General features: G+C 64.7%; 22 protein-coding genes and 1 riboswitch. Of the genes, 9 read left to right on the top strand and 13 right to left on the bottom strand.

The window, feature by feature from the left end; all coding sequences use genetic code 11:
* Positions 1-11: 11 nt before the first annotated feature.
* Positions 12-599, bottom strand: coding sequence for a hypothetical protein (locus ACYU0X_RS16465; protein ID WP_461901732.1), 588 nt, complete (start codon positions 597-599; stop codon positions 12-14).
* Positions 600-686: 87 nt separating this feature from the next.
* Between ACYU0X_RS16465 and ACYU0X_RS16460 the strand changes: the two genes are divergently transcribed.
* From ACYU0X_RS16460 to ACYU0X_RS16445, 4 genes are all read left to right on the top strand, one after another.
* Positions 687-1781: a nucleoside hydrolase gene (locus ACYU0X_RS16460; protein WP_461901731.1), complete on the top strand. Its 1095-nt coding sequence runs from the start codon at positions 687-689 to the stop codon at positions 1779-1781.
* Positions 1782-1870: 89 nt separating this feature from the next.
* Positions 1871-2677, top strand: a complete 807-nt coding sequence (locus ACYU0X_RS16455; protein WP_461901730.1) for an ECF transporter S component — start codon at positions 1871-1873, stop codon at positions 2675-2677.
* A gap of 12 nt (positions 2678-2689) precedes the next feature.
* The gene (locus ACYU0X_RS16450; protein WP_461901729.1) at positions 2690-3445 is read left to right on the top strand and encodes an energy-coupling factor transporter transmembrane component T family protein; all 756 of its coding nucleotides are present in this window, start codon (positions 2690-2692) and stop codon (positions 3443-3445) included.
* Positions 3442-4848, top strand: a complete 1407-nt coding sequence (locus ACYU0X_RS16445; RefSeq protein WP_461901728.1) for an ABC transporter ATP-binding protein — start codon at positions 3442-3444, stop codon at positions 4846-4848. Before ACYU0X_RS16450 ends, ACYU0X_RS16445 begins: the two co-directional genes overlap by 4 nt.
* Here the strand turns inward: ACYU0X_RS16445 and ACYU0X_RS16440 are convergent.
* Positions 4816-5538, bottom strand: a complete 723-nt coding sequence (locus ACYU0X_RS16440) for an ankyrin repeat domain-containing protein (protein ID WP_461901727.1) — start codon at positions 5536-5538, stop codon at positions 4816-4818. The genes ACYU0X_RS16445 and ACYU0X_RS16440 overlap by 33 nt on opposite strands.
* 152 nt (positions 5539-5690) lie before the next feature.
* Here ACYU0X_RS16440 and ACYU0X_RS16435 point away from each other — a divergent pair, with 152 nt between their 5' ends.
* On the top strand, positions 5691-6323 hold the full coding sequence (locus ACYU0X_RS16435; RefSeq protein ID WP_418907838.1) for a hypothetical protein: 633 nt from the start codon (positions 5691-5693) through the stop codon (positions 6321-6323).
* 129 nt (positions 6324-6452) lie between these two features.
* On the opposite strand, the gene ACYU0X_RS16430 is transcribed toward ACYU0X_RS16435, so the two are convergent.
* The 3 genes from ACYU0X_RS16430 to ACYU0X_RS16420 all read right to left on the bottom strand — a co-directional run bounded on the left by ACYU0X_RS16430 (position 6453) and on the right by ACYU0X_RS16420 (position 9065).
* A complete protein-coding gene (locus ACYU0X_RS16430; RefSeq protein WP_461901726.1) occupies positions 6453-7058 on the bottom strand; it encodes an HdeD family acid-resistance protein in 606 nt (201 codons plus the stop codon).
* A 182-nt stretch (positions 7059-7240) separates the two neighbouring features.
* Positions 7241-7672 (bottom strand): DUF1801 domain-containing protein, encoded by a 432-nt coding sequence (locus tag ACYU0X_RS16425; RefSeq protein ID WP_461901725.1) that lies wholly within the window; start codon positions 7670-7672, stop codon positions 7241-7243.
* A complete protein-coding gene (locus ACYU0X_RS16420; protein ID WP_418907835.1) occupies positions 7665-9065 on the bottom strand; it encodes an MFS transporter in 1401 nt (466 codons plus the stop codon). The genes ACYU0X_RS16425 and ACYU0X_RS16420 overlap by 8 nt, the downstream gene beginning before the upstream one ends.
* 181 nt (positions 9066-9246) lie before the next feature.
* On the opposite strand from ACYU0X_RS16420, the gene ACYU0X_RS16415 reads away from it, so the two are divergent.
* Entirely contained in the window at positions 9247-9726 is a 480-nt protein-coding gene (locus ACYU0X_RS16415) for a GNAT family N-acetyltransferase (protein WP_461901724.1), read from the top strand.
* Between the two features lie 148 nt (positions 9727-9874).
* On the opposite strand, the gene ACYU0X_RS16410 is transcribed toward ACYU0X_RS16415, so the two are convergent.
* Both ACYU0X_RS16410 and thiC read right to left on the bottom strand, forming a co-directional pair.
* Positions 9875-10387, bottom strand: coding sequence for a DUF4822 domain-containing protein (locus ACYU0X_RS16410; protein WP_461901723.1), 513 nt, complete (start codon positions 10385-10387; stop codon positions 9875-9877).
* 297 nt (positions 10388-10684) lie between these two features.
* Positions 10685-12427, bottom strand: coding sequence for a phosphomethylpyrimidine synthase ThiC (thiC, locus tag ACYU0X_RS16405; protein ID WP_461901722.1), 1743 nt, complete (start codon positions 12425-12427; stop codon positions 10685-10687).
* A riboswitch (TPP riboswitch) is annotated at positions 12424-12533 on the bottom strand. Its footprint overlaps the gene before it by 4 nt.
* Before the next feature lie 119 nt (positions 12534-12652).
* On the opposite strand from thiC, the gene ACYU0X_RS16400 reads away from it, so the two are divergent.
* Entirely contained in the window at positions 12653-13762 is a 1110-nt protein-coding gene (locus tag ACYU0X_RS16400) for a hypothetical protein (protein WP_461901721.1), read from the top strand.
* 12 nt (positions 13763-13774) lie between these two features.
* Here ACYU0X_RS16400 and ACYU0X_RS16395 read toward each other — a convergent pair whose 3' ends face one another.
* From ACYU0X_RS16395 to ACYU0X_RS16375, 5 genes are read right to left on the bottom strand one after another with little or no spacing between them, the layout of a single operon-like run.
* Positions 13775-14599, bottom strand: coding sequence for an HpcH/HpaI aldolase/citrate lyase family protein (locus ACYU0X_RS16395; protein ID WP_461901720.1), 825 nt, complete (start codon positions 14597-14599; stop codon positions 13775-13777).
* Positions 14596-15099, bottom strand: coding sequence for a MaoC family dehydratase (locus tag ACYU0X_RS16390; protein WP_461901719.1), 504 nt, complete (start codon positions 15097-15099; stop codon positions 14596-14598). The genes ACYU0X_RS16395 and ACYU0X_RS16390 overlap by 4 nt, the downstream gene beginning before the upstream one ends.
* The gene (locus tag ACYU0X_RS16385; protein WP_461901718.1) at positions 15096-17126 is read right to left on the bottom strand and encodes an acetyl/propionyl/methylcrotonyl-CoA carboxylase subunit alpha; all 2031 of its coding nucleotides are present in this window, start codon (positions 17124-17126) and stop codon (positions 15096-15098) included. The genes ACYU0X_RS16390 and ACYU0X_RS16385 overlap by 4 nt, the downstream gene beginning before the upstream one ends.
* A 5-nt stretch (positions 17127-17131) precedes the next feature.
* Complete coding sequence (locus tag ACYU0X_RS16380; protein ID WP_461901717.1) at positions 17132-18739, bottom strand: carboxyl transferase domain-containing protein; 1608 nt, start codon at positions 18737-18739, stop codon at positions 17132-17134.
* 3 nt (positions 18740-18742) lie between these two features.
* Positions 18743-19390: a TetR/AcrR family transcriptional regulator gene (locus tag ACYU0X_RS16375; protein WP_418907825.1), complete on the bottom strand. Its 648-nt coding sequence runs from the start codon at positions 19388-19390 to the stop codon at positions 18743-18745.
* A gap of 105 nt (positions 19391-19495) precedes the next feature.
* Between ACYU0X_RS16375 and ACYU0X_RS16370 the strand changes: the two genes are divergently transcribed.
* Positions 19496-20095: a GNAT family N-acetyltransferase gene (locus tag ACYU0X_RS16370; RefSeq protein ID WP_418907824.1), complete on the top strand. Its 600-nt coding sequence runs from the start codon at positions 19496-19498 to the stop codon at positions 20093-20095.
* A 122-nt stretch (positions 20096-20217) separates the two neighbouring features.
* On the top strand, positions 20218-21009 hold the full coding sequence (locus ACYU0X_RS16365) for a carbonic anhydrase (RefSeq protein WP_461901716.1): 792 nt from the start codon (positions 20218-20220) through the stop codon (positions 21007-21009).
* 69 nt (positions 21010-21078) lie between these two features.
* Here the strand turns inward: ACYU0X_RS16365 and ACYU0X_RS16360 are convergent, their stop codons facing one another.
* Entirely contained in the window at positions 21079-22161 is a 1083-nt protein-coding gene (locus ACYU0X_RS16360) for a Fic family protein (RefSeq protein ID WP_418907822.1), read from the bottom strand.
* Positions 22162-22240 lie beyond the last annotated feature (79 nt).

Genomic DNA, 22240 nt, shown 5'->3' with positions numbered 1-22240 from the left:
AGCCGCTGGGATTAGGAAAATCTGGGATGCAGTGGAGGGCCGCGGACCGGATCCGCGCGGTGCGTTAAGCCGCACCGCGGACGGGGCAACGGTTGATGGGCGAGCAGACGCGGGATGAGGGGCACTCGGCCTAGGGCCCACAGCAACCAAAGCAGCAGAATCCGCCGGATGAGCTGCCCGCCCAGCCGCCGCGCGCAACGCCCCAGTCCATCGACCAGGCAGACGACGGCGGTGGTGACCACAGCCGCCCCGATATGCGCCAACCACATGGAAGGGTGCTCCGTTGCGGTGCGCACGGCCAGCTGCACAGGCTCACCGACGGCGTGGGCATGGCCCGCGCCAAGGCTCGGCACCCGGTGCCCGGCAGCGAACGCCGCATGCAGCGGAAGCTGACCGGCGCCGCTGGCCAGTAGGGTGCGCCAGAGCGCATGACGCCTGACGAGCAACAGGTTTCCCAGGGTCAGCGCCCCGGTTAGCAGCACCAGCAAACCCGCGTCCGGTACCGGTCCGCCACCCACGGCGTGAAAAAGTGCCGCGAACCCCACGCATAGCGCGGCGATGATCGGCGCACGCAGCAGGGCGGAGGGTCTGAGTCGCACGGGCTCAGTATGCCAGATCACCTGCGGGTCTTGACGGAAGGGCGGTATAGTCACCAACGGGTCCAGACCCGGCCGAGGGGGGAAGAGATGAGTCCGATGCACAAGGCACCCGAACCGGTGCGCCTGCTGGTGGATAACGACACGGGAATCGACGATGCGCTGGCGTTGGCCTACCTCTGCGCCTGCGAGCATGTGCAACTCGAGGCGGTCACCAGTACCCCGGGGAACGTGGATGCGGATAGGGTGGCGGCCAATAACCGGGCACTGCTCGAACTTTGCGGCCGCGGCGAGGTGCCGGTGTTTATCGGGGCCCGCCAACCCCTGCAGATCCCGCTGGTCACCACCGAAGAAACCCACGGACCGCAGGGCGTGGGATACGCCCAACTACCCGAGCCGGCCGGCACGGCCGAGGACCAGGACGCCGTGGATGTCTGGGTGCGCGCCGCGCGCGAACATCCGGGGGAGCTGACCGCGCTGCTCTGCGCCCCGTTGACGAACTTTGCCCTGGCCTTGCGTCGCGAACCGCGACTGCCCTGGCTACTGAAGCGCGTGGTGATCATGGGCGGGGCCTTCTACTATCAGGGCAACACCACCCCCACGGCCGAATGGAATGTGCACGTCGACCCGCATGCGGCCGCCGAGGTCTTCGCGGCCTACGACCGGGCCGCCGCGCAGGGGCTGCCGGCCGAGCAGCTGCCGATCCTCTGCCCGCTGGAGCAGACCGAACGATTCGAAATGCAGCCGAGCTTCCTGACCGAGCTGGCCGCCGCGGCCAGTTGCGCGGAACCGGAACTTGTGCGTGCCGAGGACGGCGAGGGAACGACAAGCACCGCCTCGAATCCGCTGGTGCGCTACCTCTCCGATGCCCTGCGTTTCTACTTCGAATTTCATCGGGCCTACGATCAGGGGTACATCGCCCACGTGCACGATTACTGTGCCGCGGGGATTGCCGTGGGCACCCTAGACTACGCCACGAGACCGGCCAGTGTCGCGGTGGAAACCGAATCCAAACTGCTCTTTGGCACCACCGTCGCCGACTTTCGCGGGCTCTGGGGGCGCCCGGCCAACGTCCGGGTGCTCAGCGCCAACGACCCGGCCGCCGGGTTCGCCGAACTGCGCGTGAAGCTCGCGGCGCTGGCGCGGGGTCTGAACGCCCCGACCGGGCGGGCAGGCATCGACTAGACTATGCTTCCGGGTCGAGGTGACATAGACCCTGCCGAACGGTGGTATCCCAGGGATGCCGCCACATCATCGACGCATCCGAGGTACCCATGTCATCGAACCTGACCATTGACGACGCCCGCGCCGGGGGCACACTACCGCGCCGGCTGATGGCCGTGGCCGGCACGCTGCTGCTGGTCGGCACCTACATCACCCTGGTCATCACCCAACCCACCGCGCTGGTCGAAGGGCTGGGGCAGGGGGTCGCGCTGGCCACCTTCGTCGCCTATCTTGCCGCCGCGATCCTGCTGTTGGCCGCGGTACTGCCCGAGGTGCCGGTCGCTACGCTCACCCTGATCCCGGTGGCGCTGGCCTTGAATGTGATCCTGGGCCAGTTCGTTGGCTCGGTGATGGTGCCGCTGTATCTGGATTCCATCGGTACCGTGCTCATCGGTTTCCTCGCCGGTCGCCGTGCCGGGGCCGCCACCGGTGTGCTGGGCACGCTGATCTGGTCGCTATTCGCCCCCACCGTGCTGCCCTTCGCCGCCGGCGCCGCGCTCGTTGGTTTCCTCGCCGGTACCGCCGCCCGGTTCGGTGCGCTGCGCCGCATCTACCTGGCCCCGGTGGCCGGTCTGCTCAGCGGCGTGCTCGTCGGCGTGATCTCCGCGCCGGTGGCGGCCTTCGTCTACGGAGGTACCTCCGGGGTGGGCACCGGTGCGCTCGTGGCGACCTTCCGGGCCATGGGTGAGTCGCTGTTTTCCGCGGTCACCAAGCAGGCGCTGATTTCCGACCCCGGGGATAAGGCCGTGGTTTTCCTCATCGCCGCCCTGCTGGTTTACGCGTTGCCGGGCCGGTTGACTAGTAGCTTTGATTTTGTGCGCCGCTACCGCGTGCTGGGTCGACGCAGCGGAAACTAAGTAACGGACTCCATGCCACAAGCCGATCAGCTACACCCCTTCACCGTGTTGGCCCTAGCCACCGCGGTACTGACCATCACCACCGCGGCCGGGTACTGGCCGCTGAGCCTGGCGGTGATCCTCGGCTGCCTGGTGCTGGCGACCACGCATCGGTGTTTGGGTAAGCTCTGTGCGCTGTCCGCGCTGATCATAGCGCCAACCTTCGGCTCCCAACTGATGGTCCATGCCCTGTTCACCCCCGGCCCATCGCCGGTGCTCGCCCAGCTGGGGCCCTTCGAATTGACCGGCGCGGGGCTTTGGCTCGCTACCCAGCTGGCGCTGCGCACCGCGGTGCTTGTGGTCGTCGGGTTGCTCTGCGCGTTAGTGATCGACCGGCACCGGCTTATCGCGGCCATCGACCTGTCGAAGGCGCCGCCGCAGCTGGGCTATCTGGTGGCGGCCACGTTGTCGCTGCTGCCGCAGTTGAGCGCGAAACAGCACGCCATCGGACAGGCGCAGGCCTTGCGTCTGGGGCATGTTGGTCGGGGTCCGATCGGTTGGTTTCAACGTATCCGGCTGCGCAGCGTGCCGCTGGTGCTTGGATCGTTACAGGATGCCGCCGACCGTGCCCCGCACCTGGCGGCGCGCGGATTCCCCGCCGCCGGGGCGCATACCCGGCTGCGTGAGGTCCCCGATTCCACCATCCAACGCGTGCTGCGCCGTGTGGCGCTGATCTGTGCCGTCGCCGGTCCGGCCCTGATCCTGACCCTGGATCGGTTCAGCGGATGAGCGGGGCACGGCAGCCGATGCTCGAAGCCCGGATCGATTCCTTCCGCTTTGACAGGTCCCGGCACCCGATACTGCACGGCAGCCACCTGCAGGTGGTGCCGGGAACGCTCAATGTGATCGTCGGTGCCTCGGGCTCCGGAAAATCCACCCTCGGAGCCGTCCTGGCCGGCATGCTACCGCGCCCCGGACTCGACCTGCTCCACGGTCAGCTTCGGCTCGACGGGCAGCAGATCGATCACCGCGATGGGCAGGGGCCACGCATCGACCTGGCCGTTTGGGCCCGCCATGTTGCACTACTGCCGCAGGAGGTCGGGCAGTACCTTTCCGGCATCCGCGAGACCGTGGCCGAGGAATTAGCCTTCGGGCTGGAAAATATCGGGGTGCCGCGTGCGCAGATGCGAACCCGGGTGCGATCGGTCGCCCGGCAATTCGGGATCGAACCGCTGCTGGAGCGAGCCCCGGAGCGGCTCTCCGGCGGACAGCAACGGCTCCTGGCGCTCGCCGCACTGAGCATCGGCGACCCCCAGGTGCTCGTGCTCGACGAACCACTGGCCGGATTGGATGCCCTTGCCGCCGAGCGCGTGCGCCGGGTGATCCTCGAGCTCCGCGCCCAGGGCCGGGCCGTGGTGGTGCTCAGCCGGCTGCCCGATGCCCTCACCGGTCAGGCGGATGCCAGCTTCCGGCTGCAGGACGGGACCCTGTGGCCCGTGACAGTTTGGCCCACCCCGGCGCCGCCTGCGATCACCGAGTGGCCAGCGATCGAGGATCCGGCGACGCTCCTAGCATTCGATCACGTCAGCGCGGGGTACCCGCAACAGTCCGCCGCGGTACTCGAGGACTTTAGCCTGCGGCTGGTGGCCGGTGAGTGTCTCTGCCTGGCCGGTGCCAACGGCAGCGGCAAGAGCACCGTGCTGAAAATCGCCGCCGGGCTCCTGCCGCCGCGCGGCGGAACCGTCGAATCATGCGAAGACATTGGGCTGCTACTGCAGAACCCGGCCGAGCAACTCTTTGAGCGCACAGTGAGCCGCGAGGTCAGCTTTGGTCTGCCGCGCGGTAGCCTGCACCGCCAGCGGGTCGAGCGCGTCTTGGATGAACTGGGCTTGAGCGAGCTGGCCGAAACGCACCCCTACGAGCTCCCGGTGTCGGCGCGCCGCTTGCTGGCGCTCGCGACGGTGCTGGTGCGCGAGCCGCGTGTGCTGCTGCTCGACGAACCCACCGAAGCCCTCGACGGGCACGGGCTGGAACGACTCCACCGGGTGATCGAGCATCGACTGGCCGCCGGGGGCGCCGTGCTGTTCTCAAGCCACGACGAGTCGTTCATGCGGCGCACCGCGCACCGGGTGGTGCGTCTGGCGGCGGCACCCGGCCGCTCAGTAACGCGCCAGCAGTTCGGCGATCTCTGAGTATCCGTGACGCCGGGCGAGTTCCACCGGCAACACCCCGTTGCCATCGGCCAGCTGCGGATCGGCACCGGCTTCCAAGAGCAGCCGGATGGTTTCGAGCTGATCGGCTCCTCCGTCGCCGAGCACAATCGCCTCGTGTAGGGCCGTCCACCCCAAGTTGTTGACATGATCCAGCGGCACGCCCGCGGCAATGAGCATTTTGACGGTGGAGACGTGGCCGTGTTCGCTGGCGGGAATTAGCGCGGTGCCGCCGTACCGGTTCACGCTTTCTACATCGGCCCCCGCGGCTAGGGTCGCGGCGAGGATCTCATCCAACCCCTCGGCGCCAGCGTAGAGAAAGGCGGAGTCCTGCATGTCGTCGGTGGCGTTCACATCCGCTCCGGCCTCGATCAGCGCCAGCGCCATGGGTGTCTCTTCGGCCTTGGTCGCGACGATGACCGGGGTCATCCCGTTGTGCATGCGAACCTCTAGATCGGCACCGCGGGCGATCGCTTGCCGCGCGGCGGCCACATCGGAGGTGGTCACGGCCTGACGCAGTTCGGCCGTGGCCGATATCGCGGAGCTACTGGCCGTGGCCGTTGAATCCATGGCACCGGAGGAGGGGGAGGGGCTCGGACTTCCCGTGGCGCAACCGGCCAGTGCAAGGGTCAGCAGGAGGAAGGGCAGAGGGAATAGGCGGCGGGCGTTCATGGGCTAGCTCCGAAGTGTCAGTGCAGAATCATCGTCTCTTCGACTATGCCCAATGGCACAGGCGGGGCACATCGGCCATTCGGCTAGGCCTGCCACGCGGCGGTGAGTGAGCTCATAATGGCAGTAACCGGCATTAAGGTTAGGCTTAAAGGATGGCAAGAACACCCCTCAGTGCGCAGCAGCTCTTCGATAGTTCTCGCCGCTGCGCCGAAGTACTCATCAGCGAAGGCCCCGACGCCAACACCAAGGCGTTGGTCGAAGCCTCCGGAATGTCCGAACGGACCTTCTTTCGCAACTTTCCTACCAAGGCCGACTGCCTGCGTCCGCTACTCGTGCAGGGTCTGGTCAAGTTCATCGAAGGGCTCTCCCGGCGTGTCCGCGAAGCGGCCCGGCCCGGCAGCCAGTCCACCCCGGCCCTCATTGACCTCGTCGCTCAATCTTTCGCCGAGGCCTACCACGGCGAATCGGCCGTTGTAGATCAAGGCCTGGCCGACCTCTTGGTCGGTGCCGCAGCCTACCGCAGGGTCTGGCTCGATATGCAGCAGGAAACCACCGAGGCATTAACGCCCACCATGGCCCGCGCCCTCGGACTCGACGAGGAACATATCGATGTGCGCCTGGCCGCCGAGGCGGCCACCGACTTGGCCAAGGAATCCATTCGCCTGATGGTCAGCGACGGACTGACCCCAGCGGCGGCCGCCGCAGCCGTCGCCGCCGCGCAACGCCGGGCCCCGGTATTGCGTACTCCGGCTCAACTGCGCCTGCAAGGCTCCCTAGCCGGCTAAACCAGGAAATGCCCCGCCGAAGCGGGGCATTTCGCGGATCATCACTCGCACCTTCAAAGAGGTAATACCAGCTTAAGTCGCGCCCCTATGTCCGCACTGTGCCTCGGCTTGCGACTGCCTGCCGATACGTTAGGCGGCGGTGAGCGGCTTGGTCGCGCGGCGGAAGGCAAAGGCGCCCACGAGCGCGGCAACGCCAAACACCACGCCGTAGAAGCCAATAATCCACAACAAGGCCAACAGCGCCGAGACCGGATTGGTCACAATGACGATGGACAGGGCGAGACCGGCCAGCAGGTTCAGCACGCCGAATACCTTGGCCCAGGCCCCACCGAGGCGTGAGCCGATTTCCAGCATGCCGCGGATCATCAGCCCCAACGCCATGAACCACATAATCATCAGGCCGCCGAAGGAGGCCACGGACAGCGGGAAGGCCAGTGCGCCAAGGCCGGCGAGGATCGCCGCGATACCGCCGGCGATCGTCCACCCCCAACCTTTCACCCCGGCCTTGTGCTCGATCCAACCGGCTCGCAGCGATGCGACGCCGTCAAGAAAGAGCCAAAAAGACAGGGTAAGGACCACGAAGAGGGAAATGGTCACCGACGAGGTCTTCGGAAAGAACAAGATCAGCAAACCTAAAACGATGGCCAGAATGCCACGCACTAGCATCGCCGTAAACATGTGTTTGGCCAGAGTGCGCGATAGTGACGCATCAATCTGCGGGGTGAGCAGGTGCATGCCTAGTCCTTCCGTGGCGGGTAGCCGCCGCGAAAACGCGACGCGCCAACACGATAATGGGTACTAACAAGGCAAACTATACTTTGGTCACAATGGCCCTCGGCGCGATCTTTGACACAGTCTTGCGAAGGCAAGCCGAGCTTCGGAATCACCCCGAGCACGAATGCCCGTCCGACGCGAGATCAGTACCACTCTGTGGACTCGGGTAGCCGATCCGGGCGGCTGAAGCCCAGAATTATGAGTTCGCGTAAAACCGTGTGGTCGATTTCTTCAAGCTTTTTCACGTAGACGCAACCAACACCCTCGGTGAAGCTACCCAAACGCGGAAGCAGCTCCACCTGCTGAGTGTTGTCCTTCAACCCGTAGAGGCTAATCCGGTCCCGGCGTGGGGAGAACGCGACCTTGGGCCAGATCCCACTGCGTTTGGAGTCGTAGCTGTAGCTGTACTGTCCGAAACCGATCATGCTCGGCCCCCACATGACCGGTTCAACGCCGGTTGTTTGACGGAAGATCTCCACCAGCTCTTCACCGTCCATCCGTCGCTTGTTCGGTGTGACCGAGGCGAGGAAGTCGGCCACGCTGGCCGTGGTGGGCAAGGTTTTTTGATTAGCCATCGGTTTCCTGTCCGGTTCGTTCGTTGACCTTTGCCGAGCCGAAGCTCGCCGAGAGTTCACGGTAGGGTCGGCTGGCTAGGGCCAGCAGGGCGACAATCACCATGATCACGCCGGCAACGCAGAAAATCAGGGCGATGCCGCGCGTACCACCGCCACCTAACAACCAGTTGAAGGTATCGAGTCCCTGCTCGGTACGCATGTACGGAATGATCAAATACTGTGCGAACGGCGCAATCAGAAACGCGGTAATGGGTGCCGCGGCCGCCTCAAGCATTTGGGCGAAGCCGAAGACGCGCCCCTGCCGGGCGTAGGGCACGACGCGCTGAATGACGGTCTGTTCGGCGGCTTCCGCGGCGGGAATCAACATCATGTAGAGCCAGGTTCCCAGCACAAAAAGCCACACCGATTCCCGGATGGTGAATAAGGCGCCCAAGGCACCCATGGCCATCACCGCGATCAACAGGGTGCGGATCGGGTTGCTGCCGAGCCCAAATCTGGCAACGAGGAGCCCACCAATGATGAAGCCGGTGGAGGCAACACCGAAGGCGATGCCCCAGGCCTCGACGGACATGATCTCCAGACCGTAGGGATCCATCAGCGCCATGTAGACCCCGCCGATGAAATTATTGAACATCGAGAACAGGATGAGCGCGAGCAATCCCGTGATGGCGGTGATGGCCGCGAATCCGGTCCGGAAATCCATGCTGCGGCTGACCCCGGGTTCCGGCTCGGGCTGCTTTTCTGGGATGCGAATCGTCAGCAGATGCGTCAAGGTCACCAGCACCAGAATGATCGCCAAACTCAGGGTCCATCCCATGCCGAGCAGGCCGATGGACAGGCCACTAAACACGCTGGTGACGATCAGTGCGGCCCCCTGCACGGTGCCGACGAGACCGTTTGCGTTGGCATGTCGTTCTACCGGCACCAGCAGGGTCACGGTGGTGGACAGGGCGATATTGCGCATCTGCTCCACGATGGCGCCGATGAGGATCACTCCACTGAAAAGCCAGAATTGCCACCCGCCAATATCCAAGATGGACGCGGTGGGCAACCACAGATACAGCAGGCCGGCTAGGGAGAACATCGCTGCGGTGAACACCGCCGAAAAGACCAGGACAGCCTTTTTGCGGTGTCGATCCACGGCGGTGCCGAAGATCATGGCGCAGACCGAAATCAGGAGCATGAAGGCGCCGCCGATAAAGCCGGTAGCCATGACATTCTTCGTCTCGAGGTACACCCAGAAGGTCAGCGCGAACCACAGGTAGCTCGTGGTGATATTCGCGATGGCGGTATTGACCAGAACGTGAAGGAATGTGCGGTGTCCGGTTGTGGGCGCCGCTGATGCCGGTGCCGTGGAAGCATCGGTGAGTTCGGCATCGAAATCATTGTCCATCGCGCAACGTCCTGACTTCCGTTGAAGGGGTGCACGTAGCTTTAGGATACGAGCTAAGACCGACAATGTCAGCGGTGGGATACGGCACGGGCCGGATTGCCGTCGAAAAAGCGAGCATCGGAAACGCGCTTGTGACCGCGACTCAAACTGTTTGAAACATGACTCTGGCAGACTGCCGTTTATGAAGCTACAGATCAGGGCGGTGGGCGTCGATGCGCCCGGGATGGCCGAATTCATTGGTGAGCACCTGCGCGACCTGGAGGCCACCGCACCATCGGAAAGCCGGCACGCCTTCGGAACGGAACGCCTGATGGCACCGTCGGTGCAGCTCTATGCCGGTTATCTGGGGGAGCGGCCCATCACCATGGGGGCGTTGCACTTTTTCGCCGACTACGTGGCGGAGGTCAAAAGCATGCGCACGGATGCCGCGCATCGCGGACGCGGTCATGCCCGTCGCATGCTCGAGCATCTTATTCAGGTGGCGGCCGAGCGCGGCGTTCGAACGCTCTGCCTCGAAACCGGGACCCACGATCACTTCCGTGCCGCCCGTGCCCTCTATGAATCCGTGGGCTTTACTCCGGCACCGGCCTTCGGGTCTTATCGGAGCGACCCCCACAGCGCCTACTTTCGGCTACCCCTGAATGTGGGCAACCCTCGCTGAGGTCCCGACGGTTTTAACGAGACAAGCCGCCGGAAATATCCGGCGGCTTGCTCGATCATCACTCGCACCTTCATGAGGTACTTATTACTCTAAGGCTCTCATCTGTGCGTGAACTTAGCCCCGCACCGGAGCTTGCCGATAGCTGCTCTTACTTAGTGGGTTCCAGGTGGTCGGTGGGGGTGTGGACGATGTCCACGAACTGCTCCGGGTCGTCCTCGGCGGGGACCCGGTAGGTGAACTCCTCACCGGTCAGGGTGGTGATGTGCGAGACGCGCTCGAAGAGAACCTTGCCGTCCTCGTCCTTGGCCACAATATGGCGGGTTGCTCCGTCCTCCGAGATGCTCCACTCACCTTGCATCTTGGGCTCGTCATCCAAGGTATACATCTGGAAGCTGCCGTCCTGGTTGAAGTAGGCGTAGCCAACGAAATTCGCGGCGCGTTCGTCGCTCAAGTCCACCTCTTGGTCGTCCTGATCCACGGCGCCGGTCGTTTCCCATGCGGTAGCGGCCAGCAGCTGAGAGGGGCTTTGCGTCGCGGAGGCCTCGGCGGAAGTGGTTGGCTGCTCGGAGACGCCCGAGGCGCAGGAGACAAGTAGGCCCGCGGCCAACAGGGCAGAACCCAGGGCGGTGGCGGTCTTGACTGGCTTGGAGCGGAAGTTCATCGGAGATCCTTCGTCGATCGGCAATAGTTGGCGGCCGCTCACCGTGCTCGGCGGGCCGCTTAGTATCTATCGTCGCCGCGAGGCGCAGTGCGTGGCATCGGGCAGTTGACCACGAAGAAATAGCCAATTGGGGGATCTTTGACCCGGCGGGGAGCGAAGGCTTAACGACTAATGGCCCCGGTAACTACCGGGGCCATCAGTCGATCATCACTCGCACCTTCATGAGGTACTTATGACTATAGGGCTCGAGTCTGTGCTAATCCTTTGGGATTGGAGGAAACTAGCCGATAATCCTGTCTAGCTACTTGGCTCACCCACCGGAATTTCGGCGCTGACATAAACCTTTCCGCCGGACGCGAGGAATTCAGCCGATTTTTCTGCCATTCCGACCAGCGCCTGCTGTTCGGCGGCCGAACCGTACTCATTGCGGATGTCCTGGCTGATGCGCATCGAGCAGAACTTCGGCCCGCACATGGAGCAGAAGTGCGCGGTTTTCGCCGGTTCGGCGGGCAGGGTTTCATCGTGGAATTCCTGGGCGGTGACCGGATCGAGCGAGAGCGAGAACTGATCGTTCCAGCGGAACTCGAAGCGGGCCTTGCTCAGCGCGTCGTCGCGTGCCTGGGCCATGGGGTGACCCTTGGCCAGATCTGCGGCGTGGGCGGCGATCTTGTAGGTGATCACACCCGTCTTCACGTCGTCGCGGTTCGGCAACCCCAGGTGCTCCTTGGGGGTGACATAGCAGAGCATGGCGGTGCCGTAGCGGGCGATCTCGGTGGCGCCAATGGCGCTGGTGATGTGGTCATAACCCGGAGCGATATCGGTGACCAGTGGGCCCAGCGTGTAGAACGGGGCACCATCACACAGTTCCTGCTGGCGTTCCACATTCTCGCGGACCAGGTGCAGCGGGATGTGCCCGGGTCCCTCGACCATGACCTGCACGTCGTACTTCCAGGCGCGTTTGGTCAGTTCGGCCAGCGTATCGAGTTCGGCGAATTGTGCTGCGTCGTTGGCGTCCGCGATGGAGCCGGGGCGTAGCCCGTCGCCGAGGGAGAAGGCCACGTCGTACTTGGCGAAGATCTCGCACAGCTCGTCGAAGTGCTCGTAGAGGAAATTCTCCTTGTGGTGGGCCAGGCACCAGCCGGCCATAATCGACCCGCCGCGCGAGACGATCCCGGTGACACGATCGGCCGTGAGCGGGATGTAGCGCAAGAGCACCCCGGCGTGAATGGTCATGTAGTCCACGCCCTGCTCGCATTGCTCAATGACGGTGTCGCGGAAAATCTCCCAGGTCAGCGCGTTAGCCTCGCCGTTGACCTTCTCCAGCGCCTGATAGATCGGCACGGTGCCGATGGGCACCGGGGAATTGCGCAGGATCCACTCGCGCGTGGTGTGGATATCATCACCGGTGGACAGATCCATTACGGTGTCGGCCCCCCACGCGGTGGCCCACTGCAGCTTCGAAACTTCTTCGGCGATGGAGCTGGTCACCGCCGAGTTACCGATATTGGCGTTGATCTTGACCAGGAAGGCGCGGCCGATGATCATCGGCTCCGCTTCCGGGTGGTTGATATTGGCCGGAATGATGGCCCGGCCGGCGGCCAACTCGCTACGTACCTTCTCCACATCGCAGCCCTCGCGCAGGGCCACATAGCGCATCTCCTCGGTGATCAGCCCGCGGCGCGCATAGTGCATCTGGGTGACGCGCTGCTCACCGGTGGCACGCAACGGGGTGGGGCGCCGCCCGGCCCACTCCTCGCTGGCGGTGCCGCGGCGTAGCGCGGACTTGCCGTCGTCGAGCAAGTTGCGCCCGCGCCCGGCATAGTCCTCAACGTCGCCGCGTCCCCGGATCCACTGTTCGCGGAAGGGTGGCAGTCCCTGTACCGGGTCGCTGCCGGGGCCGCAGGTGCGGTACACCTGCAACGGGGGATTGCTTCGCCCATCGGGGGAATCGGCCAACTCGATTTCGGTGACCGGAACGCGCAGGTCACCCTCCTCGAGATAGGACAGAGAATGGGCAGGGTGCTGCTGAAATTCATTCATGGAATGAGCTCACTTCCTTCGCCGGCATTACCCGGACAGGTTCGACGGTCTCGAACAGCTACAGTTCGATCTCAGCCCGTGCTTACGGACACCCGTGTGGTCGCGATTACGCTAACACGTTCGGGGCGGTGCCTGGCAAGTTGGTGTCGGTCCGGGCGCGCGGTGGCCAGCGCGAACACGTAGGCTTAACGGGACGTAGTTCCGCTCGATCAGCAAGGATGGCTCATGGCCGGCAAGAAACGCCAGGGTAAGAAGAACGCCGGAGCGGGAAACCCCGCCAAGTCGGCTCCGCGGGGGCGTAGCGTGCACCGGTTGCAGGCCGGAATCGCGCTCGACGCGCTACGTGATGACTATGCCCTGTGGGTGCGCGAACAAGCGCCGGGCTTCGATAAGTCGCAGGCGCAGCAGGTGGCCGAGATGCAGCTAGATGTCGTGAAGTCCGTGGGCGGCGAATACGCTCAGGCGGCCGGCAACGCCCATCTGCGCGCGATCGACCCGGAACTGTTCGGCGAGGTATTCGCCGAATTCTTGGTGTCGCTGCCCGAAGGGGTGGAGGTCGAGCCAATTTTCGGGGCCTGGATCGACTACCTCCAGTATCTCGCCGCCCGCGGTCTCTGGGAGGGGCCGCAGGAAGAGCTCGAGGCCTTGCAGGAGATCCTCGAATCCGCGCTGACCGGGTTCGCCGAGGATGACGCGGAGCTGGTGCAGTTGCTGCGCGGCACCGACCTGTACACGAAGGTCAAGGACCTCGCGCTGGCGCTCGGTGAGGGTGTGCACCTCGATGAGTTCACCCGCGACGACAGCCCGGCCCGGGAACGGATCATGCGTTCGGTGGGTGTTGATCCGGCCACTACCAGCGGTGATGCGCCGGCTCCGGAGGTTTTCGCCCATGTCTGGAACGCCGCGGTGATGTCCGTGGTGGAGCCCGGCGAAGAACTTGTTGTGCGCGATGAGGCGGCCTTCGCCAGCCTGACCGAGGGGGAGGCCGGCGACAGCGCCCAGGTGCTCTTCGAGATGGCGGTGGGCTGCGTGCAAAGCCACCTGTTGCCGCATCAGGACCCCAGCGAGCGCGACGAGGCGCATTACTTGATCTTGCGGAACCTGCTGGTCACCGCGGTGACCGGTAAGGATGCGGAGTTTGAGCCGCTGCGACGCAGCGTGGGCCCGAAGCTATTCGACGTGGTGTTGCCCGAGGCACAGGCCGCGTTGGCCTCGCTGGCCGGTTTTGGGCTACTGAGCGCCGCAGGCGATTCCTACGAGGTCGATGAACGGTTGCTGCCGGTCATTTCCGCCGGGGTCAGCGAGGCCGAAAGCCTCATCGAGGCCGCCGAATAAGCGGGGTCGAGCCTACTGTTCCCCGGCCTCCCAGGCGGCCAGCGTGGCGCGGGCCTGCCGCAACACCGGTTCGTCGATCATCTGCCCCTCGAAGCTGAACACCCCGGAATTCTCGGTGGCGGCGCGCAGGATGCGCGAGGCCGCGGCGGCCTCCTGCGCATCGGGGTAGTAGGCCCGCCGAATGACCGGAACCTGGCTTGGGTGGATGCAGGCCTTGGCGGTGAAGCCGCTGGCCCGGGCATCCTGCGCCTCGGCAAGCAAGCCGGCGGTGTCGGGAATGTCCAGGTACACCGAATCGATCGCGGCCTTGCCGTGCGCGGCGGCATGTATCAGCACCTGGGCGCGGGCATAGCGGGCCACCTGACGGTAGCTGCCGTCGGTGCCGCGGGAGCTGGTGCCGCCGAGCGAGGCGATCAGATCCTCGGCGCCCCACATCAGACCCACCACGTTATTGGTGGCGGCGATGGCCGCGATATTGGCGATCCCGCGCGCGGTCTCGCACAGGGCGATGACCCGATAGTCCGGCAGCGCGGCGGGCACCGCACCGTCCTCGGTTTTGGCCAGCATCAGGGTGCGGTACTCGGTCTGCGCCAGGGCCCGCAGGTCGGCGGGGAAATGACCGCTGATCACCGGATTGATGCGCACGATGGTGCGCTCGGGATTCAGCGGGTGATCGATCAGCGCCTGCCGGGCGGCGTCCTTTTCCTGTTCACCGACCGCGTCCTCCAGATCGAGGATGACCGTATCGGCGCGTTCGGCCGCCTTGGCGAAGCGCTCGGGACGGTTGGCCGGGCAGAATAAGAGGGCCGGCCCCGTGGAGTATTTTGCATGTGTCATCGGCTACGCTCCTGAGCTTTGTCCGCTTCGTGGGCGGCGCGGGTCCACATCAGGCAGCTGCGGCTGGCGGTTGCCACGATGGTTCCCTCTTGGTTATAGCCGGTATGGCGCATCGTGGCAATGCCCTGCCCGGGCCGCGACGAGGAGGGCCGCACGGAGAGGATTTCGGTCTCGGTGTAGAGGGTGTCTCCATGGAACATCGGGTGCGGGAAGGAGATATCGCTGAGCCCCAGTTGCGCCACAATGGTCCCCTCGGTCAGCTGCGCCACCGACTGGCCGACCATCGTACTGAGGGTGAGCATGGAATTGACCAGTCGCCGCCCAAAGGGTTGGGCGCTGGCGAAGGCCTCATCCAAATGCAGCCCCTGCGTGTTCATGGTCAGCGTGGTGAACAGGACGTTATCGGCCTCGGTGAGGGTACGTCCCGGGCGGTGCACGTAAACGGTGCCGCTTTCCAGCTCGTCGAGGTAGCGTCCGCGCTGTTCGATTCTCTGGCTCATGACTGCTCTTCCACTGGTTCGACGGTTGCGATGAGTTGACCGGCGGTGACGAGGTCGCCGACCGCAAGCGGGCTTCGGCGCAGCACCCCGGCGATCGGGGCGGTGAGCTGGTGCTCCATTTTCATTGCCTCGATGGTGGCCACCAGGTCGCCGGGGGAGACCTGGTGGCCCTCGGCGGCGCCCACCGCCACCACGGTGCCCGGCATCGGGGCGGTCAGTTGCCCGTTGCTGGTGCCCTCGCGGTTGAGACCGGCCAGTCGTTCGGCCAGCCGCTCGGACCGGCTGAGCACCCGCCAATTGCGGGTGTGGCTTCCGGCACGGACCCATAGTTGCGAGCCCTCGCGCACGATGTGCACCGGCCGGGTGCGGCCGTCGACCGTCAAGCGCTGTGCGGGGCCGTCAACGTGGTGCTCGCTGGGTTCGGCACCCTCGGGGTGGAGCACCGCGCGCCCGTCCGGGCTCAACTGCACCCGGTAGTTTTGTTCGTCCAACACCAGATGAACCGTGGCAGCTAGCGCCTGCGCGCCCAGTCGCCAGCCGTCGGCCGCCTGGAAAAGGCCGTCGCCGACGTTGCGCTGGGCGTGGACCCAGGCCGCGACCAGCACGACCTCCGCCGCCTCCGGTGCCCCGGGCTGCAAGGATTCCAGGGTGCGCTCGATCAGCCCGGTATCCAGCCGCCCGGCCTGCACCTCATCGTTGGCCAGCAGTGCGCGCAGGTAGTACAGGTTGCTGCGCACCCCGAGGATCAGCATTTCACCCAGCGCCCGGTCCAGTCGTGCCAGGGCCTGGGCGCGAGTGTCCGCCGCGGCAATCACCTTGGCCAGCATGGGGTCGTAATCGGTGCCCACGATCCCGCCCTCGCACAAGGAGGAATCCACGCGGATTCCCGGCCCGGTCGGTTCGTTCAGCGCCAGAATCCGCCCGGCGGAGGGCAGAAAACCGGCCTGTGGATCCTCGGCGTAGACCCGGGCCTCGACGGCGTGGCCGACAAAGGCCACCTGATCCTGGGCGAAGTCCAGGCGCTCGCCGGCAGCGATGCGCACCTGCCAGGCCACCAGGTCGATCGGGGCTCCGGCCACCTCGATGGCCGCCTCGGTGACCGGATGTTCCACCTGCAAGCGGGTGTTCATCTCCATGAAGTAGAAGTCCTCGGGCCGATCGTCGCTGACCAGAAATTCGACGGTGCCCGCCCCGGTGTATTCCACCGAGCGGGCCGCGGCCACCGCCGCGGCCCCGAGGCGTTCGCGGATCGCGGCCCCATTCGGTAGTCCCTCGAGCAGTGGAGCCGGGGCCTCCTCGATGACCTTCTGGTGGCGGCGTTGCAGCGAGCATTCGCGTTCGCCCAGATGCACGATATTCCCGTGCTGATCGGCCAGTACCTGCACCTCGATGTGCCGCGGCCGGGTGACCAGCCGCTCGAGGAGTAGGGTTTCGTCGCCGAAGGCGCTGCGTGCGGTGCGTCGGGCGCTGGCCAGCGCCTCGGGCAGGTCGGCCAGGTCGTGCACCGCCACCATGCCCTTACCCCCGCCACCGGCCGAGGGCTTGATCAGTAGCGGTGCGCCGATGCGCTCCGCCGCGCTGATCAGCGCCGCGTCGTCCAACCCCGGTTTGGCCACGCCCTCGGTGGTGGGGACCGAGTGGGCGGCCACGTGGTTTTTCGCGCTGATCTTGTCGCCCATCAGGTGCATGGAATACACGCTGGGGCCAATGAAGCTGATGCCGGCCGCCTCGAGCGCGGCGGCGAACCGCTCATTCTCGGAGAGGAACCCGTAGCCGGGGTGGACGGCCTGGGCGCCGCTGGTCTTGCAGGCGTCCAGTACCGCCTCGATATTCAGGTAGCTCTGTGTTGCCGGTCCGGGGCCGAGCCGGATCGCCTCGTCGGCCTCGCGCACATGCAGGGCGGTGGCGTCCGGGTCGGAATACACCGCCACCGCGCGGATGCCCAGGGATTTCAGGGTGCGGATGACGCGGACCGCGATTTCGCCGCGGTTGGCCACAAGTACCGTGTCGAAAGGTGGATTCTGCATGGGGTTCACATCCTGAACAGGCCGAAGTTGGTTTCCGGCAGGGGTTGGCGCGAGCAAAGGTCCAGGGCCATGCCAAGCACCCGCCGGGTGTCGGCCGGTTCGATGATCCCGTCATCCCAGAGCCGCGCGGTGGAGTAGTACGGGTTGCCCTGATGTTCGTACTGGGCGCGCACCGGGGCGGTGAGTTCCTGCTCGGCCGCCTCGTCGAAGGTGCGGCCCTCGGCTTCGAGCGCATCGCGTCGAATGCTGGCCAATACGCCGGCGGCCTGGGCACCGCCCATCACCGAGATGCGCGCGGCCGGCCACATCCACAAAAAGCGCGGCGAGTAGGCCCGCCCGCACATCGAATAGTTGCCGGCGCCGAAGGAACCGCCGATAACCACGGTGAGCTTCGGGACGCGGGCGGTGGCCACCGCGGTGACCATTTTCGCTCCGTGTTTGGCAATGCCCCCGGCCTCGTAATCGCGGCCCACCATGAACCCGGCCAGATTCTGCAAGAACACCAGCGGGATGCCGCGCTGATCGCAGAGCTCGATGAAGTGCGCGCCCTTCAGTGCCGACTCGGAGAACAGCACCCCGTTATTGGCGATGATCCCCACCCGGTGACCGTGGATGCGTGCGAAGCCGGTGACCAGCGTGGTGCCGTACTCGGGTTTGAATTCACTGAAGTCGCTGTCGTCGACGATCCGGGCGATGACCTCACGCACCTCATAGGGGGCGTTGACGTCGACCGGCACGATGGAGGTCAACTCGGCCGGGTCGTACCGTGGTTCGCTGACCTCGGCCACCTCCCACACCGGGGGATGATCCTGCGGCAGCGTGGATACGACGTCGCGCACCAGTTCCAGCGCGTGCTCGTCATCCTCGGCCAGGTGATCCACCACCCCCGAGGTGCGGGCGTGCAGGTCGCCTCCGCCGAGTTCCTCGGCGCTGACCACCTCGCCGATGGCGGCCTTGACCAGGGGCGGGCCGCCCAGGAAGATGGTGCCCTGCTCACGCACGATGATCGTCTCGTCGCTCATCGCCGGTACGTAGGCGCCGCCGGCGGTGCAGGAGCCGAGCACGGCGGCGATCTGCGGGATCTTGGCGGCGGAGAGCGTGGCCTGGTTGTAGAAGATGCGCCCGAAATGCTCCCGGTCGGGGAACACCTCATCCTGCAGCGGCAGGTAGGCGCCACCGGAGTCCACCAGGTAGATGCACGGCAGCCGGTGTTCGGCGGCGACCTGTTGCGCCCGGAGGTGCTTTTTCACGGTCATCGGGAAGTAGGTGCCGCCCTTGGCGGTGGCGTCGTTGGCAACCACCATGACGCGGCGGCCGTGCACCAGGCCGATGCCCGCGATCACGCCGGCGGCCGGGCTGGCCCCCTCATACATGTCTTCGGCCGCGAGCGGCGCTAACTCCAGGAAGGGGGAGTCCTCGTCGAGGAGTCGTTGCACGCGGTCGCGCGGCAGTAGTTTGCCGCGGGCCACATGGCGCTCGCGGGAGGCCGGTGGGCCGCCGGCGCTGACGCGGGCCATGCGTTCACGTAGCTGTGCGATGAGTGTCTCGTAGGCCTGCCGGCTTTCCTGTTGGGCCGGGTCGCCGGGGGTGTAGGCGCTGGGCAAGAGGGGCATAACTTATCCTTGGTCGCTGAGCTCGTCGGTGGGTTCGCTGGCAAGTCGCACCGGGGGTGGTGGTGCGGGAAGGATGCTGTGTGGGTCGGCGTCCACGCCAAGTAGGGCGTAGGACATGGCCACGAAAGCGTGCTGGACCTCGGTGAGGGACTTGCGCCCGTCGGGCCGGTACCAGTGGGCGACGCCGGTGGACATTTCCATAATGGCCAGCCGGGCCAGGCCGAGGTCGGTGGCGTGAAAGTCGCCCTGCTGCGCACCGCGCTGCAGCACATCGGTGAAGAGCTGCTCATAGTGATCGCGAAGCGCCTGCATTTCGGCGCGCACCGGGGGCTCCAGGGCGCGCAGCTCGTGTTCGGCCACGCGGCAGGACAGCGGGTTGGTGGCGGTGAAACCGACATGGGAGGCGACCAGCCCGGCCAGCTGACCGGTGGGGGTCGTGGCGGCGGCGCAGGCGGCACGCCCCTGCTCGATCATGGTCTCCAGGCAGCGGCGCATGATCTCCACCAGAAGCTCCTGTTTGCTGCCGACGTAGTGGTACAGCGTCGCGGAGTTCAGTCCGACGGCCGCACCCAGTTCTCGGATGCCGGTGGCAGCAAACCCTTTGCGCGCGAAGCAACCCACGGCCGCGCGTTGCACTCGCCCTAGATCCATAGGTGCCACCCCTTCGTGGACTCGATCAATCGATTGACAGGCTCAGTACATCCAACTTTGGCTGTGATGTCAATCACTCGATTGATTTCTCTTTATGCTTATCTCATGACCCTGTTATCGACGAGCATGACGCAGCCGTTATGCACCGACAGACTTCAACTGCGCATGGCCACTGCGGCGGATGCGCCGGCGGTATGGACCTTTCGCCAATTGCCCGAGGTGACCCAATGGATCACCTCGGGGCCCACGACCTATGATGCGTTCCTCGAAATGTTCACCGACCCGCAACGCTTGGCGCGCACCCTGATGATCGAGCTGACCGAGGGCTCGGCGGCTCCGAAGGTCATTGGCGATGTCATGGTGCGCATCGAGGATGGCTGGTCCCAGACCGAGCTGTTGGAACCGGCTAAAAGCAGTCAGGCCGAACTCGGCTGGACCCTGGACCCCAACTATTCCGGCCGTGGCTATGCGACCGAGGCCGTGCGTGCGGTGATCGACCTCTGCTTTGGCCCGCTAGGTCTGCGCCGCGTCGTCGCGGGGTGCTTCGCGGCGAATGAGCCCTCCTGGCGACTTATGGAACGCCTCGGGATGCGCCGTGAGGAATATAGTCGCGCGTCTGGGCTGCACCGCAGCGGTCAGTGGATGGATGGGATGATGTACGGCATTCTCGCCGAGGAATGGCGTGAGCAACGCGGCGGTGCGTAATCTTTGCCTGAATCTCTCGGAGAGTGAGATTCGGTTTTCACATGGAGGTATTTTAATTCGATGATGGGTTTGGGTGGCGTAGCTACTTTCGTCGCTCACGTCGAAACCTCCAAGGAGTTAGCATGCCCAGCCACGCGCACGACCTCACTAACAGCCCAGCACCGCGCAACGGATCTGACCTGAGTCGACGCCGGATGCTCGCCGGAGTCGGCGGCCTGCTGGCGCTGGCCGGACTCGCCGCCTGCTCGGCGCCACAGGCAGAGCGGCAACGGGCTTCGGCCACCGAGGCGGACGAGGCACCGCGCACCACGGACGAAGCGCTGGCCCGGTTGCGCGAGGGCAATGCGCGCTATGCGCAGGGCACCGCCCAACACCCCCGGCAAAATGCCGAGGCGCGAGCCGCGGTCGCCGAGCACCAGCAACCGTGGGCGTTGATTCACGGTTGCGTCGATTCTCGGGTCTCACCCGAGCTGCTGTTCGATCAGGGGGTCGGCGATCTGTTCGTCACGCGAACCGCCGGTGAGGTGCTCGATGACACGCTCGTGGGCAGCATGGAGTTCGCGGTGGGCAGCCCCTATGAGGTGCCGGTGATTGTGATCCTGGGTCATACCGCCTGCGGCGCGGTCACCGGGACCGTCAAGGCGCTGGCCGAGAACCCGAAGGATCCGCAAGCTCCAGGAGAGATCGCGGACTTCATCGACGAAATTGCACCCGTGGCCCGCGAGGTCAAGCCCGAGGGAGACGAGGCGGCTCATATCGATAAGGTGGTGCGCGCCAACGCCGCCGCGGTGGCCGAAAAGCTCGTCGAACGCTCGGCCATCATTCGTCAGGCGGTTCAGGCCGGCCGCACCAAGGTGGTCGCCGCGGTCTACGACCTGAATACCGGCGAGGTCGAATGGGATGTAACCGGCTAGCTCGCGAGCGCGAAACGTGTAAAGAATTTGCCGATTTTTTTACACGTTTCGCGAATGTGTTAACGGGCTTTACACGTCGTGATGCTTTGAGAGTGAAGCAAGGAACCTATGGTTTATATAAAGGTTCTCACGTCCGACTCTCTGGCTGACCAGGTGGTTTTCGTCAGTCAGGGCACGGAGCCACTTGGTTGCTGTCGGTCTGGAAACGCTGCATCGCTCGATAACATCGGCAACGCGGCAGTAGGGGCGTTCAAAAAGGAGATCCAGCAGATCGGCGTCCGTGTTTCCTAGCGTCGCGCGAAGCTCCTCGCGCATAGACGACTGAAGGTCTTGAATGTGATCTATAAGCCCTAGGGTGCTTCTTGCGGTCATTTCGACTGCTCGGAGCATGTAAGTAATCCATTCCTCCCACGCGTTATCGCGCGTAACCGCCAATAGCCGGTCATAGTATTCGTCCTTGTGCTGGATGATGTATTTGGAGAGATAGAGAATGGGCTGCCGAAGTAGGTCGCGCTCAATTAAAAGCAGGACATTTAGTATTCTGCCTGTGCGGCCGTTCCCATCTGGGAATGGGTGAATGGCTTCGAACTGATAATGAGCTGCACACATGACTACTAGCGGATCCAAGTCGTCGTCATGGTGCAGATATTGCTCCCATGCCGCAAGTTTATTTGCTATTACTTCATGTCCCTCGGGAGGAGTGTAGCGCGCGATTCCAGTCGAGGGTTTGCCGATGTAGGTACCAGGTAGTCTACGAATTCCGGTTTGGTGGTTGTTGATTGTTGAACACACGGCAATGGCTGTTGTGGTGCTGAGCGGTCGGCTCTTGATGCTATGCAACCCTTTGAAGAGCGCTTCGCGGTATCGAAGGGTTTCCTTGGTTTCAGGCGAGGCGTGTTCTTCGACGGATGATGCGAAACGGAACAAATCATCGGTAGTCGTGACGATGTTCTCGACTTCCGAACTTGCCTGAGCCTCGAGTAGTGAAACGGCGCTGAGGAGAACGGCCGGATTGGGGATTCGATGGATGGCTTGGTCAAGCGCGGCGAGGGCTGCGCGCGCTGCAGTCGTCGCTTTAAGGACAGTCTTGGTTTCTAGCTCATCGCGGGGTGGGGGTGGGAGTTCGTTGAAGGGAACGTCGGGGAACCACATAGGAGCAGACTACGCGCGTTCACGCGAAACGTGTAAAGATTTCGCCGATTTTTTTACACGTTTTGGGAACGTGTCAACC

This window comes from Glutamicibacter sp. X7 (genome assembly GCF_054889245.1).
This window is presented reverse-complemented; position numbering and strand designations above follow the sequence as displayed.

Bases quoted from the DNA above. Each gene is read 5' to 3' on its own strand.
- ACYU0X_RS16460 (WP_461901731.1), top strand. From the start codon at position 687: ATGAGTCCGATGCACAAGGCACCCGAACCGGTGCGCCTGCTGGTGGAT.
- ACYU0X_RS16455 (WP_461901730.1), top strand. From the start codon at position 1,871: ATGTCATCGAACCTGACCATTGACGACGCCCGCGCCGGGGGCACACTA.
- ACYU0X_RS16450 (WP_461901729.1), top strand. From the start codon at position 2,690: ATGCCACAAGCCGATCAGCTACACCCCTTCACCGTGTTGGCCCTAGCC.
- ACYU0X_RS16445 (WP_461901728.1), top strand. From the start codon at position 3,442: ATGAGCGGGGCACGGCAGCCGATGCTCGAAGCCCGGATCGATTCCTTC.
- ACYU0X_RS16440 (WP_461901727.1), bottom strand. From the start codon at position 5,538: ATGAACGCCCGCCGCCTATTCCCTCTGCCCTTCCTCCTGCTGACCCTT.
- ACYU0X_RS16435 (WP_418907838.1), top strand. From the start codon at position 5,691: ATGGCAAGAACACCCCTCAGTGCGCAGCAGCTCTTCGATAGTTCTCGC.
- ACYU0X_RS16430 (WP_461901726.1), bottom strand. From the start codon at position 7,058: ATGCACCTGCTCACCCCGCAGATTGATGCGTCACTATCGCGCACTCTG.
- ACYU0X_RS16425 (WP_461901725.1), bottom strand. From the start codon at position 7,672: ATGGCTAATCAAAAAACCTTGCCCACCACGGCCAGCGTGGCCGACTTC.
- ACYU0X_RS16420 (WP_418907835.1), bottom strand. From the start codon at position 9,065: ATGGACAATGATTTCGATGCCGAACTCACCGATGCTTCCACGGCACCG.
- ACYU0X_RS16415 (WP_461901724.1), top strand. From the start codon at position 9,247: ATGAAGCTACAGATCAGGGCGGTGGGCGTCGATGCGCCCGGGATGGCC.
- ACYU0X_RS16410 (WP_461901723.1), bottom strand. From the start codon at position 10,387: ATGAACTTCCGCTCCAAGCCAGTCAAGACCGCCACCGCCCTGGGTTCT.
- thiC (WP_461901722.1), bottom strand. From the start codon at position 12,427: ATGAATGAATTTCAGCAGCACCCTGCCCATTCTCTGTCCTATCTCGAG.
- ACYU0X_RS16400 (WP_461901721.1), top strand. From the start codon at position 12,653: ATGGCCGGCAAGAAACGCCAGGGTAAGAAGAACGCCGGAGCGGGAAAC.
- ACYU0X_RS16395 (WP_461901720.1), bottom strand. From the start codon at position 14,599: ATGACACATGCAAAATACTCCACGGGGCCGGCCCTCTTATTCTGCCCG.
- ACYU0X_RS16390 (WP_461901719.1), bottom strand. From the start codon at position 15,099: ATGAGCCAGAGAATCGAACAGCGCGGACGCTACCTCGACGAGCTGGAA.
- ACYU0X_RS16385 (WP_461901718.1), bottom strand. From the start codon at position 17,126: ATGCAGAATCCACCTTTCGACACGGTACTTGTGGCCAACCGCGGCGAA.
- ACYU0X_RS16380 (WP_461901717.1), bottom strand. From the start codon at position 18,739: ATGCCCCTCTTGCCCAGCGCCTACACCCCCGGCGACCCGGCCCAACAG.
- ACYU0X_RS16375 (WP_418907825.1), bottom strand. From the start codon at position 19,390: ATGGATCTAGGGCGAGTGCAACGCGCGGCCGTGGGTTGCTTCGCGCGC.
- ACYU0X_RS16370 (WP_418907824.1), top strand. From the start codon at position 19,496: ATGACCCTGTTATCGACGAGCATGACGCAGCCGTTATGCACCGACAGA.
- ACYU0X_RS16365 (WP_461901716.1), top strand. From the start codon at position 20,218: ATGCCCAGCCACGCGCACGACCTCACTAACAGCCCAGCACCGCGCAAC.
- ACYU0X_RS16360 (WP_418907822.1), bottom strand. From the start codon at position 22,161: ATGTGGTTCCCCGACGTTCCCTTCAACGAACTCCCACCCCCACCCCGC.